Raw genomic sequence first — 13,507 nt, forward strand, 5'->3', positions numbered from 1 at the left:
CGGCTTCAGACTTATCGCTCAGCACTCGACCACGTTGACCGCGAGACCCCCGGTCGATGTTTCCTTGTACTTCTCGTTCATGTCCGCGCCGGTCTGGCGCATCGTCTCGATACAGGCGTCGAGCGGCACGAAATGCTTGCCGTCACCCTTGAGTGCGAGCGAGGCGGCCGTAACCGCCTTGACGGCGCCGAGGGCATTGCGTTCGATGCACGGCACCTGAACGAGACCTGCGACCGGATCGCAGGTCATGCCGAGATGGTGTTCGAGCGCGATCTCGGCCGCATTCTCGATCTGCTCGGGCGTTCCGCCCATGACGGCGGCAAGACCCGCCGCGGCCATCGCCGACGCCGATCCGACTTCGCCCTGACAGCCCACCTCCGCGCCGGAAATCGAGGCGTTGTGCTTGATGATACCGCCGATCGCCGCTGCGGTCAGCAGGTAATCCCGGATGCCTTCCTGATCGGCATCGTCGTGGAAATGCAGATAGTAGCGGATCGTCGCCGGAACGACGCCGGCCGCGCCGTTGGTCGGCGAAGTCACCACCCGGCCGCCGGCAGCATTCTCTTCATTGATCGCCATCGCATAGACGCTCAACCAATCATTCGCGAGGAGAGGATTGGTCTTGTTGGAGCGCCATTCCTCCTGCAGCTTGTCGTGGATCGCCCGGGCGCGCCGGCGCACCTTCAGACCGCCCGGCATGATGCCGTCCTGGCTGAGGCCACGGTCGATGCAACTGCTCATCGCCGTCCAGATGCGGTCGAGCCCGGCGTCGAGCTCGTCCCTCGACATGCTGCATTCCTCGTTCGCGCGCTTCATCTGGGCGATCGTCAGCCCGGAGCGCGCGGCCATGTCGAGCATCTGCTGAGCCGTGGCAAAGGGATAGGGCACCTTTACGCCGGTGGGCTTGTTCTTCTGGGCCCTCATCGCGTCCAGTTCCGTATCGGTCACCACGAAGCCGCCGCCGATCGAATAGTAGATGCGTTTCAGAAGCAGCCGGCCGTCCCGGTCGAAGGCGGAGAAGGACATGCCGTTGGCATGGCCCGGCAGCGGCGTCTTCTTGTCGAAGACCAGATCGGTTTTCGGCTGGAATATATAGCCCGGATGGCCCGGCGGGGTGATGCGGCCCGTACGCTCCACCTGCTCGATGATCCCGTCCATCCTGTCCGGCTCGACGAGATCCGGCCGCTCGCCCATCAGGCCGAGAATGACCGCCCTGCCCGTTCCATGTCCGATGCCTGTATGCGCCAGCGATCCATGGAGGCTTACCTTGATGGCGCCGACAGCCGCGTGAGACGGTCGCGGCCATTCATCCGACAGGATGAGATCGAGAAACCTGTTGGCGGCCGACATCGGCCCCATCGTGTGTGAGCTCGATGGACCGATACCGATCTTAAAAACGTCGAAGACGGAAAGAAACATGAATTGCCTGCCCAGAGCCTGACGCAACGTTGCAGCCGATGAGCTCCACATTTGCGTCGATGATAGGACCGAAGCCGACCGTTTTCCTGCTCGGGCGGTGTCGATCGTTCCTAATATAGGATCGAACCCTAAGCGATCCTATGCCGACCCGTCAGGCGACCGACCGACATCGGATTCTGTTGGTGCGACATGCCACTGAAGAACAGCGCATGTGATCGGCGATCGAGAGCGGTCAAAAAAAAGCGTTGCAGCCCGTGAACTGCAACGCCTGACATTTCAATCTGTCTTCAGAAGCCGCCGAAGAGATAGGCGAGAACGAGAACGCCCCCGAAACCCGCCACGGCGCGAACCGTCACGCCCCAGCACGACTTCTCTACTGTTTTGTCCATGATGTCTCCGAATACCGAAGCTCGGTAACCATTAAGTCGTGTGGCCGTCCAATAGCGAAGAATCTGTTAACGCGCAATGGTGAAATATGGCGAAATAGTGTCAAAGCGATGCGGGACAGCTTGGACGCGGACACAAAGCCGTGTGCAAGCGGTGGAATCCCCGGAGCGCCCGCTCGGTGCTGTCGCCTCGATTTCGCCGTGAAATCTTAAGACAGGCCGACATGCGTCCATCTTGCATTTTCGGATGGCCGTGCCAAAACACCGCTATGACCTCTGAAGATTACCTCGCGCTCGTCATCTTCGTGCTCCTCTGGGCCGGCTTCAGCTGGGCTTCCGACGGGGGGCGCGGCTTCGACCGCGTCAGCCTGACGCGTTTGATGAACGAGCACAGGGCGCGCTGGATCCGCAATTCGCTCAATCGCGATCTCAAGATGATCGACACGCAGATCATCGCCGGGCTGCAGGCCGGTACCGCTTTCTTCGCCTCGACGACGATCTTCGCGCTCGGCGGTTGTTTCGCATTGCTCGGCGCGACAGACCAAGTGCAGATGATCTTCAGCGACCTTCCGCAGATATTCCGAAGCGGGCGGACCGCCTTCGAACTGAAAGTCGGCGGACTGACCTGCCTCTTCGGCTATTCCTTCTTCAAATTCGGTTGGTCATACCGGCTGTTCAACTATTGCTCGATCCTGATGGGCGGCATACCGATGACGGCGGACATGCAACGCGACCAGAAGGCGGCCGAGCGCGCCGCGGAGCGTGCGATCCGCATGAACATACTTGCGGCCAAGCACTTCAATGCGGGGCTCCGGGCGATCTTCCTGTCGATCGGCTATCTCGGCTGGTTCATCAGCCCCTATGTGTTCATGGTGCTTACCGCCCTCGTCATCTTCGTCCTCGCGCGCCGGCAGTTCTTCTCCGAAGCGCGCGCCGCGCTGATCGAGAATGCGCCATAGGCTGCAGCGATTGCACCCGGTCGGCGGTTTGCGGTAAGCAATCGAATGACTGGCGGCCCTCCTTTCAACATATTCGCGACGCGACTGAAATGAGACGCCCTCGTAGACCACCTCCAGCAGCAGAGCGACTCTTCGATGTCCGAACACAGCGCGACGACGACCCCTGAAGTGCAAATGCGCACGGAGGTGACCGGAACCCACCGGATGGTCCTCCTGGATGCGCTGCGCGGCCTGGCCCTCGTCGCCATGGCCCTCTATCACTTTGTGTGGGACCTCGAATTCTTCGGCTATGTCGCGGCCGGCACCGCCGGGACCGGCGGCTGGCGGATGTTTGCACGCTTGATTGCCAGCAGCTTCCTGTTTCTTGCCGGTTACAGCCTCGTGCTCGGCCAGTTCCCGAAACTCCGTCCGCGCGCTTTCATCATACGTTTCGCGAAGATCGCCGGCGCAGCCGCGCTGATCAGCATCGGGACCTGGTTCGCCTTCCCCCAGTCGTTCATCTTCTTCGGGATTCTTCACGCCATTGCCGCGGCAAGCCTCATCGGCCTCCTGTTTCTGAAATTGCCGGCTGCCGTTTCCTTTCTTGCAGCCGCCGCGGCCTTCGCGGCTCCCCTCTATCTGCGCTCGTCGTTTTTCGACATGCCGGCGCTCTGGTGGGTCGGCCTCTCGGAAGCGATCCCGCGCTCGAATGACTACGTTCCTCTGCTTCCGTGGGTTGCCCCTTTCCTGCTCGGCCTCGGCACCGCGAAGCTGCTCCACCCGCTATTTTCCGCCCGGCGCAGCCGAAGCGCCGGGACCCGTAAGCTCCCGTGGATGACGCCTCTCGCCTTTGGCGGCCGTCACAGCCTTCTGATATATCTCATCCACCAGCCGCTGCTTATCGCGGCAGTCTATCTTTTCTCTCTCGCCGTTCCCGCCCCGACACCGGATCCCGCACAGGTCTATCTGCTGAATTGCGAACGGGCATGCAGCAACGAAAATTCCGCGATCTCCTGCAGCGCCTTTTGCGGTTGCACACTCGCCGGCCTGAAGGAACAGAACCTGTTCGACGATCTGAACCTGGGCAAGATCGACGTGAGCACGGATGAACGCATTGCGCGAATCGCGGGTCAGTGCACAATGGATGCACAATCAGGAGAGGCACAGTCGGGGGACTAGGACATGAATGCCTTTCGTGCCAAGCCGCTGAAGTTTCCATGGCCGCCTCTGCTCTATGGCGCGGCCGTTCTCACCGCGCTGGCCCTGGGCCACCTTTTCCCGATTCCGGTGGCGCACGAGCACAGCTGGATCCTCTCGCTGGTGGGCTACGGCCTTGTCGTGCTGGCGATCACCATCGATCTCTGGGCCGTCAAAACCCTCCTTGACCGCCACACAGCCGTACTTCCGAACCGGTGCGCCACCTGCCTCGTTACCTGCGGCCCATTTCGTTTCAGCCGCAACCCGATCTATTTCAGCTACACGCTGGCGATGACCGGCCTCGGATTGGCGACGATCAACCCCTGGTTCTTCATCATGGCAATCGCGGCAGTCGGATTGACCACGCTTTTCGCGATCCGCAAGGAGGAGCGGCACCTGCTGTCGCGCTTCGGTTTCGAGTTCGAGCGATATTGCCGGCACACGAGCCGTTGGATTTGAGCGGAGATGGACGAGTCTGCCCAGGGCCTTGGGCTGGCTGTATTCCTGTGACGCACACAGGAATGAGGGAGTTTTTGGGCGCGCTACGACAGCGTTCGCGTATGCGAGCCGCCGTTCACTGGCTGCATCGGCGTACGAAATGAATACGCAAAAACTCAGGGATCGTCAGGTGCCGACGCCGATTTCGGCAAGGCGCGTGAGGCAGGCCTCTTCGACATTGTCGAGTTCGCTAAGTGTGTCTTCGATGTCCTTGCGCTTCTGCCGCAAGTCCTCGCGCTTCTCCTCGACGCGCTTGATCAAGAGCTGCAGCTGGCCCATCTCACCCGGCGGATCCTTGTAGACCTGAATGATTTCGCGAATTTCGGCAATGGTAAAGCCAATGCGCCGGCCACGCAGGATCTCCTTTATGAGGTGCCTGTCGGCGGGGCGGAACAGACGCGTGCGGCCACGACGCTCCGGATGAATCAGACCTTCATCCTCATAGAAGCGCAGTGTCCGGGTCGAGATGCCGAATTCCCGGGTCAGCTCGGTAATGCTATAGTATTTGTTCACGCAGCCATTCCATCAAAGACGCGCCTCAACTATTGTTGACTTTGACGTAAAAGTCAAACACGGCGCCCCCGCGTGCGTCTCACCTCAACTGATGCTGAACCACCATGTCGCAATGCCGAGAAAGCTGAAGAAGCCGGTTATGTCGGTGACGGTCGTCACGAAGACGGCGGAAGAGACCGCCGGGTCGGCACCGTATCTTTCGAGCAGAATCGGGATCAGGATGCCGGCGAGCGCGGCGGCCATCATGTTGACCAGCATCGCGGTCGCGATGATGCCGCCGAGGTCTGGATTCTGGAACCAAAGTCCCGCAACAAGCCCGATGAACGAACCGAAGATCACGCCGTTCAAAAGTCCGACGCCCGCCTCGCGGCGGATGATTCTCGGCGCGTTGTGAATATCGAGCCCCCGGGTTGCGAGCGCACGCACCGTCACGGTCATGGTTTGCGATCCCGCATTGCCGCCCATGCCTGCAACGATCGGCATCAGGACCGCAAGTGCGACGATCTGCTGGATCGTCGCATCGAACAGGCCGATGACCGAGGCAGAAACGCAAGCCGTCATCGAGTTGATGAAAAGCCAGGGAACGCGTGAGCGCGCGGCTTCCGCGACCGAGTCCGACAGTTCTTCGTCACCGACGCCGCTCAGGCGCAGGAAATCCTCTTCCGCCTCTTCCTGGATCACGTCGACCACGTCGTCGATCGTCAGCACGCCGACGAGCCGGCCGTTTTCATCCACGACGGCGGCCGAGAGGAGGTCATACTGTTCAAAGAGTTGCGCCGCCTCCTCCTGGTCCATTTCCGCCGGCACGGAATGGCTTGTGTCACGCATGATCGCATCGATCTTTACCGAGCGCTTAGCGCGCAGCACCCGGTCCAGATCGACTGCCCCCAGCAGCTTGAAAGTCGGATCGATGACGAAGATCTGCGTGAAACTTTCGGGAAGGTCGTCGTCCTCGCGCATGTAATCGATCGTCTGGCCGACGGTCCAGAAAGGCGGCACCGCGACGAACTCGGTCTGCATGCGCCGCCCGGCGGTGCTCTCCGGATAATCGAGCGAGCGGCGCAGGCGGACGCGCTCGGTAAAGGGAAGCTTGGCGAGGATCTCGTCCTGATCCTCCTCGTCGAGATCCTCGAGAATGTAGACCGCGTCATCGGAATCCATCTCGCCGATCGCCTCGGCAATCTGCTCGTTCGGCAGATGTTCGACAATGTCCAGACGGATTCCTTCATCGACCTCGGTCAGCGCAGCCAGGTCGAAATCCTTGCCAAGCAGCAGAACCAATGCGATACGCTGCTCCGGCTGGATCGCCTCGATCAGGTCGCCAAGTTCCGACGCATGGAGGCCGGCGACATGCTGGCGAAGGTAAATGATATCGCGATCCGCGATTGCGGCGCCGACATGCATCAGGAAATCGGAGCGTACCGAGCCGTCTTCAGCGTAGATGTCCGAGTCGCCGTGGACAGCGATTTCGTCGGAACCGCGGTCGTCGTCGCCGGTGCTGCTCATGGTCCCCTCCAGAGATTACCGCCGACCGAGCCCGCGCCGGAACGGCTCCTCTGCCCTGCTAGCGCAAAGCTCCGCCTCAGTCCACAGTCGAGACGAGATCGGCGATCCGCCTCGGAACATTTATCCAAGCTGTTGCAAAAACATAGGAAATGATGAAACGAATGTGACGATCCCACCGGGCGCCGGCCCGACCACTCACCCGAGCAGAGACATTTCTCATGGCTGTCCGACCGATCATACGCTTTCCAAGTGCGCTGCTGACGACGTCAGCCGAGCAGATCAGCCGGTTCGATGGCGCTCTCCGCCAGCTATCAGACGATCTCGTCGACACCATGCGCGCAGCCCCGGGCATAGGCATCACCGCGCCCCACATCGGCATTCTGCAGCGGCTGACCGCCATCGAAGTCGACCCGCAGATAGGACCGCGCAGCTTCGTCAACCCGGAAATCGTCTGGCAGTCGAGCGAGACGGTGCGCCACAGCGAAGGCAGTGTCTCGATGCCCGGTGTCACGGAAGAAGTGGAGCGGCCGGCGCGCGTGCGCGTCAGCTTTCAAACGCTGGACGGCGAGACCCGCGAGGAAGAAGCCGAGGGATTGATGGCGGTCTGCCTGCAGCATGAGATCGACCAGCTCAACGGTATCTTCTGGATTCGACGGCTTTCCAGACTGAAGCGCGAACGCGCCGTCAAGCGGTTCGAAAAATTTAACCGAGCCGAAGCTTTTCCCGGCACGCAATGATTGCGGCACCCCTTCGATCTGCCGTAAACCGTCTTCCGGTCGGCCATCGGCTCCAAACAGCAAGGCGAAGGACAATTGATGAACAAAATAGCCCTCATGCTTCTCTGCGTGGTTGCGCTTGCAGCCTGCACCGCGACCCCTCCCGACCTGGAGCCGCTTCCGGGAAGCCTCACCTATGGAGAAACTGCCTCCTCTCGGAAGACCCGTGCGGCCCCTGGGACCATGATCCAGAACCGGTTCCTTCATAAGGGCACCATGGTCTTCGAGACCTATGAGGTTCAACCCGACCATACATATAAGCTCGTTCGCCGTAGCGTCGCCAACTCCTGGCCGCCCGGCGACTGATCACGGAACATTGTCGGCCTCCGCTCCGTTCCCTACTGCATGTATCCTCGGATCCTAGCCGGTCCAAGGACGAAAAATGCAGCAATTCAAGGTGCTACACCGACCTTTCGCCTCTCTTGAGGCGCGGCGCTGTAGATAGCCAGTGGAGTCAAAGCGATGGCCAAATATCTTGACGAACGCGGCGATCCGGCCTCGGCAACGCACGGAGCGGATCGAGAGAATTTCACCGGTGAGGAAGCCAAGCAGGGTCGCACGGGCGTTCCGGTGCTTGGGGTCCTCGTCGGCGGACTGTTCCTCGCCCTCCTCGCCTGGGGCGCCGTCGAAATCTGGGGTGAAAGCACCGACAACGACCGCCTGACCGAAACCGAACAGGTCCAACCGGCGCCCTCGCCGGAGCAGACAGGCAGCGTCGGCACCGGACAGCCCGTCCCGACCGACCGGGATCCCACGGCACAGACCGGCACCGGCGGCGAGTTCGCAGCAGGTTTCCCCGGACGGGACCGAGAAATAATCGCCGAGTGGACGGCCGGGCCGGTGTAGGCGCTCAGAACATTATGAGAGGCGGTATGCCGGGCGAAGACGCTCACACTCGGCCCGTCTCTCCCTTCCCCTGTCTGTGCTGGAGATTCGGGCCGCCGCCGCTTCTTTGATTTCCTCATTCCTGTGCTTGTCACAGGAATCCAGCCAGACCAAGTCCTTGGGCTGAAAGAACATTTCCCGCGCCGCAGACGCGGCGCTACTGGATCCCTGTGACAAGCACAGGGATGAGGGTGAAGAGTGGCGCACGGCCTTAGTCCGACAGCTCCTCCGTCGAGCACTCGTAGAGCGTCTCGCCGCTCTCCATATCGACGCCGGCGAGGCTCACCTCGTAGCCCCAAAGACGGCGGACGTGGCGCAGAGTGGCATCGCGGCTGTTCTCCTCCAGGAGCACTCCATTCTTTACATTGTGCTGCAATCGCAGGTGCCGGTCGCCCAACAAATCGACATCCATCACCTGGATGTCCGGCTGGCTGCTTCCGATGTCGTAGCTGCGGGCGAGAGCGCCGCGAATCGTTTCGTAGCCGCGCTCGTTATGGATGGATGCCACCTCGCAGAAATTGTCGTCCGCCTCGTCCGTCAGCAGGAACAGCCGAAACTTTCGGATCAGCGCAGGACTGAGGAATTGCAGGATGAAGGACTCGTCACGGTGGTTCGCCCAGGCATCGAGAAGCGTCTCGCGCCAATTGCCGGTGCCGGCGATTTCGGGAAACCAATCGCGATCCTCCGCCGTCGGCTCGACGCAGATGCGTTCGATGTCCTGCATCATGGCAAATCCCAACGCATAGGGGTTGATCCCCGGAAAGCGGGGATCGTCGAAGCCCGGCTGGAAAACGACATTGGTATGACTCTGGAGAATCTCCAGCATCGCGCCTTCGCTTATTTTGCCCTGGTCGAAAAGGCTGTTCATGATGGTGTAGTGGACGAAAGTGGCGCATCCCTCGTTCATGACCTTCGTCTGTCGCTGCGGATAGAAGTACTGCGCGATCACTCGAACGATTCGCAGTATCTCCCGCTGCCAGGGCTCAAGGATGAGGCTGGTCTTCTCCAGGAAATAGAGCAGATTCTCTTCCGGGAGGTTCAGCGATTTTTTCCGCTCGGAGAGCTCCCGTTCCAATTGCGTGGGATCGTTGTTCTCTCCCGCGGGTGGAAGCGTTCTCCACAGGTCGCTAAAGGTCTGCTCTTCATATTCCAGCCTCTCGCGCATCCGCTCCTGCTCTTTTTCGGTCGACAGGCGCGGGGGCCGTCTGTAGCGGAACACGCCCTGCTCCATGAGTGCATGGGCAGAGTCGAGGATCGCCTCGACCGCCGTCGTTCCGTGCCGTTCTTCGCATTTGCTGATGTATTTCTTCGCGAAGTCCATATAGCTGAGGATTGCGCTGGCGTCGGTCCACTGCCGGAAGAGGTAATTGTTCTTGAAAAAATGATTGTGGCCGAAGGCTGCATGTGCGGTCACCAGGGCCTGCATGGCCATGGTGTTCTCCTCCATCAAGTAGGTGATGCAGGGATTGGAGTTGATCACCAGCTCATAAGCGAGGCCGCGCCGGCCCCTGCGATAGAGATGATCCTCGAAAACGAAGCGCTTCCCGAAAGACCAATGCTGGTACATGAGCGGCATGCCCACCGACGAGTAGGCATCCAGCATCTGCTCGGAGGAGATGATCTCGAGCTGATTGGGGTATACGTCGAGACCGAGATCGCCGAGCGCGATCTCCTCGATGGCATCGTAGGTGCGCGCCAGCGTCTCGAAATTCCAGTCGGAACTGTGGAACAGAAGGTTTGAGGCGGCGCCCTTTGACATCCCGGTCCCTTTTCACTTGCGCAATTGCATTTCCGGCTGCTTGCCGAAGAGTTTTCGGAAGACGGGGTAGATATCCGCCGGTTTCGCGATGCGGGTCATCTGAAAATTCGGCCATTCGCCGTCGACGGTGCGATAGGCCCGCCAGAGCGAAGTCCCGTTATCGGTAGTGCCGAAAATCTCCGTCTCTCGCTCATCGATAATCTCGACATAGGCGTAGTATTGGCAAAGTCCCATCAGTTCGTCGTGAAGAAGGGAAGCGCAGCGTTCGGAGTCGCCTGAGATATTCTCGCCGTCCGACGCCTGCGCAGCATAGATGTTCCATTCGTGGGCAGGATAGCGCTCCCGGATGACGCGCAGCATCTCCTCCAGCGCGGTGGAAACGACCGTGCCGCCGCTCTGCTTGCTGTAGAAGAAGGTATTCTCGTCGACCTCGCCGGCCTCGTCGGTGTGCCGGATGAACACGATGTCGATCCGCTCGTAGCGCCGCTTGAGGAAGAGGTGCAGCAGCACGAAAAAACGCTTGGCGAGGTCCTTCTCCCGCTCCCCCATCGAAGCGGAGACATCCATGAGGCAGAACATGACCGCACTCGCATTGGGCAGCGGCTGCGGCTCGAAACGATTGAAGCGAATGTCGACGGGATCGACATAGGGAATACGCCGGCGCCGGCGCTCGAGACCGTCGAGCTTCTGGCGCAGTTCCTCCAGGCGCTGCCGGTGCTTGATGCGTCCGCGCGGCTCCGTCTCCAGCCCGGCAATCTCGTCGGCAATCGCCTCGATTTCCCGGCGCGACGGCCGCCGCAATGCGATGCGGCGTCCGTAGCTGTTGCGCATGGTCCGGCCGACATTGATGTTCGTCGGGGAGCCGCTTGCGCTGAAGCCGGCCCGCCGTCGCTTGAAGGTAACCGATTCCTTCAGATTGAGCTTTACCATGTCGGGAAGTTCGAGGTCCTCGAAGAAGAGATCGAGCACCTCCTCGCGCGAAAGGACGAACTGAAACTCGTCTTCGCTCTGACCAGTGCCGGCTCCCGCATTGCCCGCACCGCCGCCTGACCCCCTTTTGGGGATACGGTCTCCCGCCGCGAACTCCCGGTTGCCCGGCAGGACGTGGCGTCGCTCGCCGCTGTTGGAGTCCGGCTGGAAAGCCGGCTCGTTGACGCCGCGGGCGGGCATGGACACGTTCTGTTCGGCATCGACATCCGCGATCTTGCCCGACTTGACCCGCTCTTTGATGGTGCGCTTCAGTTCCTCTCGTGCCCGTTTCAGGAAGCGTTGCCTGTTACCGAGACTCTTATCCTTCGGATTGAGGCGACGGTCGATGAAATTCGGCATTAGCTAACCCCCGCATCCGCAGCCTCAACCCGCCTTGTTTACACGCATGTACCAGTCGACGAGACGCCGCACCTGCCGTTCGGTGTACCCACGCTCCTTCATGCGCTGTACGAATTCGACATGCTGCTTCTCTGTGGAGCTGTCCTTCTTCGACCCGAAGCTGATGACCGGCAGCAGGTCTTCGACCTGACCGAACATGCGCTTCTCGATGACCTCGCGAAGTTTTTCATAGCTCGTCCAGGACGGGTTCTTGCCATGGTTCTTGGCCCGCGCCCGCAAGGTGAACTTGACCACCTCGTTGCGGAAGTCCTTCGGATTGGCGATGCCCGCCGGTTTTTCGATCTGAGACAGCTCACTGTCGAGGATCTTGCGGTTGAGGATCTGCCCCGTATCGGGATCCTTGAAGTCCTGGTCCTCGAGCCAGGCATCGGCATAGGCGATATAGCGGTCGAATAGGTTCTGGCCGTATTCGCTGTAGGACTCGAGATAGGCCTTCTGGATCTCGTGACCGATGAATTCCGCATAACGCGTGGCGAGTTCCGACTTGATGAAGTCGAGATAGGCTGCCTCCGTTTCCTTCGCAAACTGCTCGCGCTTGATGGCCTGCTCCAGGATGTACATCAGATGTACGGGATCGGCCGCGACCTCCTTCGTGTCGTAATTGAAGGCCTCGGACAGGACCTTGAAGGCAAAGCGCGTGCTGACGCCCGTCATGCCCTCATCGACGCCGGCAGCGTCCCGATACTCCTGCACCGATCGTGCCTTCGGGTCGACATCCTTGAGGTTCTCGCCGTCATAGACGCGCATCTTGGTGTAGAGAGACGAGTTCTCGTGAGGAACGAGCCGGGTGGATACGGTGAAACGGCTCAGTATCTCCAGCACCTCGGGTGCGCAGGGATTGCTGACCAATTCGCTCTCGCGAAGAAGCTTTTCGTAGATCTGCTTCTCCTCGGTGACGCGCAGGCAATAGGGCACCTTGACCACCAGGATGCGGTCCAGGAAAGCCTCGTTGTTGCGGTTGTTCTTGAACTGCAGCCATTCCGATTCGTTGGAGTGGGCGAGAATGGTGCCCTGAAACGGGAATGCGCCGAAGTTTTCCGTACCGTTGTAGCTGCCTTCCTGGGTCGCCGTCAGAAGAGGATGCAGGACCTTGATCGGCGCCTTGAACATTTCGACGAATTCGAGCAGCCCCTGCGTCGTGCGGTTCAGGCCGCCGCTGTAGGAGTAGGCATCCGGGTCGGCCTGGCTGTAGTTCTCGAGCTGGCGGATATCGACCTTGCCGACAAGCGAGGAGACATCCTGATTGTTCTCGTCGCCCGGCTCGGTCTTGGCGATGCCGATCTGACGCAGGCGCGACGGCATCAGCTTGACGACGCTGAACTTGGATATGTCGCCACCGACCTCGTCCAGCCGCTTGGCGGCCCAGGGAGAGATCAGCCCTGTCAGCCTCCTACGGGCGATGCCGTATTTGTCTTCCAGGAGATCGGCCATCCGTTCGGGATGGAACAGGCCGAGCGGCGATTCGAAAACCGGGCTGATCTTGCCGTCGACCATCAGCGTGTAGATCGGTCGCAGTTCCATCAGCTTCTTCAATCTTTCGGCGAGCGAAGACTTGCCGCCGCCGACCGGCCCCAGAAGATAAAGGATCTGCTTGCGCTCCTCGAGACCCTGCGCGGCATAGCGGAAGTAGCCGACGATCCGCTCGATCGTGTCTTCCATGCCGAAGAAGTCGGAGAAGGCCGGGTAGATTTTGATGGTTCGGTTTGCGAAGATCCGACCTAAACGCTCGTCAGCGCTGGTATCGACGAGAATCGGGTCTCCAATTGCGTCCACCATTCGTTCCTGAGCGGTGGCGTACATGCTTTTGTCATCGCGACATGCGAGGAGATATTCCTGTAGACTTATCTCTTCTTGCGCTGCACTCGTATAAATCTCCGAAAAGAGATCGAAGACGTCAGATTCACTCCTTTGCATCGTGCTCTCCCGCGGCGGGCCGCTTGGTTGAAACGGGCTCGCTGCCTTTCGGCATCTGCTTCAGGTGAACGGTTTTCCTAGCTTCAAAGTTCCTTCACGTAACCGACACTGAAACGGATACCGAAGCAGCAGCCAGCGACGAACATCCGCATATCAGTTCGGGACCGACCGATCGGCGCCTCATGAACGTTATGAGGCGCACTCCGCAAGACTTCGTCGCTCTGTCACCCCATCATGCCGGCGCTTCTCGCGAATCCGTCATGACAAGCGAATCATAACTTGTCCCTGCTCATTCGCCGACTTTTTTTTTGCGATTCCACGAATTTA

11 protein-coding genes and 1 pseudogene are annotated in these 13,507 nt (G+C 60.2%); 6 read left to right on the forward strand and 6 right to left on the reverse strand.

Translation table 11 applies throughout. The annotated features are described in order from the left end of the window. Nucleotides 1-18: 18 nt before the first annotated feature. Nucleotides 19-1,419 (reverse strand): L-serine ammonia-lyase, encoded by a 1,401-nt coding sequence (locus tag N0Q91_RS10725; RefSeq protein ID WP_275598059.1) that lies wholly within the window; start codon nt 1,417-1,419, stop codon nt 19-21. 610 nt (nt 1,420-2,029) lie between these two features. Here N0Q91_RS10725 and N0Q91_RS10730 point away from each other — a divergent pair. The 3 genes from N0Q91_RS10730 to N0Q91_RS10740 all read left to right on the forward strand — a co-directional run bounded on the left by N0Q91_RS10730 (nt 2,030) and on the right by N0Q91_RS10740 (nt 4,399). Further along, nucleotides 2,030-2,764 carry a DUF599 domain-containing protein gene (locus tag N0Q91_RS10730; protein WP_198516849.1) on the forward strand — a complete coding sequence of 245 codons (735 nt, stop codon included), beginning with the start codon at nt 2,030-2,032 and terminating at the stop codon, nt 2,762-2,764. A gap of 135 nt (nt 2,765-2,899) precedes the next feature. Beyond that, entirely contained in the window at nt 2,900-3,922 is a 1,023-nt protein-coding gene (locus N0Q91_RS10735; protein WP_275598060.1) for a heparan-alpha-glucosaminide N-acetyltransferase, read from the forward strand. Nucleotides 3,923-3,925: 3 nt separating this feature from the next. Further along, the gene (locus tag N0Q91_RS10740) at nt 3,926-4,399 is read left to right on the forward strand and encodes a methyltransferase family protein (RefSeq protein WP_275598061.1); all 474 of its coding nucleotides are present in this window, start codon (nt 3,926-3,928) and stop codon (nt 4,397-4,399) included. A gap of 165 nt (nt 4,400-4,564) precedes the next feature. On the opposite strand, the gene N0Q91_RS10745 is transcribed toward N0Q91_RS10740, so the two are convergent. Both N0Q91_RS10745 and mgtE read right to left on the reverse strand, forming a co-directional pair. Beyond that, nucleotides 4,565-4,951 carry a MerR family transcriptional regulator gene (locus N0Q91_RS10745; RefSeq protein ID WP_003536722.1) on the reverse strand — a complete coding sequence of 129 codons (387 nt, stop codon included), beginning with the start codon at nt 4,949-4,951 and terminating at the stop codon, nt 4,565-4,567. 84 nt (nt 4,952-5,035) lie between these two features. Further along, entirely contained in the window at nt 5,036-6,457 is a 1,422-nt protein-coding gene (gene mgtE / locus N0Q91_RS10750) for a magnesium transporter (protein ID WP_100673970.1), read from the reverse strand. 218 nt (nt 6,458-6,675) lie between these two features. Between mgtE and N0Q91_RS10755 the strand changes: the two genes are divergently transcribed. From N0Q91_RS10755 to N0Q91_RS10765, 3 genes and pseudogenes are all read left to right on the forward strand, one after another. After that, nucleotides 6,676-7,194 (forward strand): peptide deformylase, encoded by a 519-nt coding sequence (locus N0Q91_RS10755; protein ID WP_100673971.1) that lies wholly within the window; start codon nt 6,676-6,678, stop codon nt 7,192-7,194. Nucleotides 7,195-7,272: 78 nt separating this feature from the next. After that, nucleotides 7,273-7,539, forward strand: coding sequence for a hypothetical protein (locus N0Q91_RS10760; protein ID WP_275598062.1), 267 nt, complete (start codon nt 7,273-7,275; stop codon nt 7,537-7,539). A 156-nt stretch (nt 7,540-7,695) separates the two neighbouring features. After that, nucleotides 7,696-8,050: pseudogene (locus N0Q91_RS10765) on the forward strand (hypothetical protein). Nucleotides 8,051-8,329: 279 nt separating this feature from the next. Here N0Q91_RS10765 and N0Q91_RS10770 read toward each other — a convergent pair. The 3 genes from N0Q91_RS10770 to N0Q91_RS10780 are packed head-to-tail and all read right to left on the reverse strand — an operon-like array spanning nt 8,330 to nt 13,180. Beyond that, the gene (locus tag N0Q91_RS10770) at nt 8,330-9,877 is read right to left on the reverse strand and encodes a SpoVR family protein (protein ID WP_100673974.1); all 1,548 of its coding nucleotides are present in this window, start codon (nt 9,875-9,877) and stop codon (nt 8,330-8,332) included. Nucleotides 9,878-9,889: 12 nt separating this feature from the next. Continuing rightward, entirely contained in the window at nt 9,890-11,206 is a 1,317-nt protein-coding gene (locus tag N0Q91_RS10775; RefSeq protein WP_018097853.1) for a YeaH/YhbH family protein, read from the reverse strand. 24 nt (nt 11,207-11,230) lie between these two features. After that, nucleotides 11,231-13,180, reverse strand: coding sequence for a PrkA family serine protein kinase (locus N0Q91_RS10780; RefSeq protein ID WP_018097854.1), 1,950 nt, complete (start codon nt 13,178-13,180; stop codon nt 11,231-11,233). Nucleotides 13,181-13,507 lie beyond the last annotated feature (327 nt).

It is taken from the genome of Sinorhizobium prairiense (assembly GCF_029201645.2).
Taxonomy (GTDB): Bacteria; Pseudomonadota; Alphaproteobacteria; order Rhizobiales; family Rhizobiaceae; genus Sinorhizobium; species Sinorhizobium meliloti_A.

What these genes read in the sequence shown, in the direction of transcription:
- N0Q91_RS10725 (WP_275598059.1), bottom strand. Translation starts at nt 1,419, where the DNA reads ATGTTTCTTTCCGTCTTCGACGTTTTTAAGATCGGTATCGGTCCATCG.
- N0Q91_RS10730 (WP_198516849.1), top strand. Translation starts at nt 2,030, where the DNA reads ATGCGTCCATCTTGCATTTTCGGATGGCCGTGCCAAAACACCGCTATG.
- N0Q91_RS10735 (WP_275598060.1), top strand. Translation starts at nt 2,900, where the DNA reads ATGTCCGAACACAGCGCGACGACGACCCCTGAAGTGCAAATGCGCACG.
- N0Q91_RS10740 (WP_275598061.1), top strand. Translation starts at nt 3,926, where the DNA reads ATGAATGCCTTTCGTGCCAAGCCGCTGAAGTTTCCATGGCCGCCTCTG.
- mgtE (WP_100673970.1), bottom strand. Translation starts at nt 6,457, where the DNA reads ATGAGCAGCACCGGCGACGACGACCGCGGTTCCGACGAAATCGCTGTC.
- N0Q91_RS10755 (WP_100673971.1), top strand. Translation starts at nt 6,676, where the DNA reads ATGGCTGTCCGACCGATCATACGCTTTCCAAGTGCGCTGCTGACGACG.
- N0Q91_RS10760 (WP_275598062.1), top strand. Translation starts at nt 7,273, where the DNA reads ATGAACAAAATAGCCCTCATGCTTCTCTGCGTGGTTGCGCTTGCAGCC.
- N0Q91_RS10770 (WP_100673974.1), bottom strand. Translation starts at nt 9,877, where the DNA reads ATGTCAAAGGGCGCCGCCTCAAACCTTCTGTTCCACAGTTCCGACTGG.
- N0Q91_RS10775 (WP_018097853.1), bottom strand. Translation starts at nt 11,206, where the DNA reads ATGCCGAATTTCATCGACCGTCGCCTCAATCCGAAGGATAAGAGTCTC.
- N0Q91_RS10780 (WP_018097854.1), bottom strand. Translation starts at nt 13,180, where the DNA reads ATGCAAAGGAGTGAATCTGACGTCTTCGATCTCTTTTCGGAGATTTAT.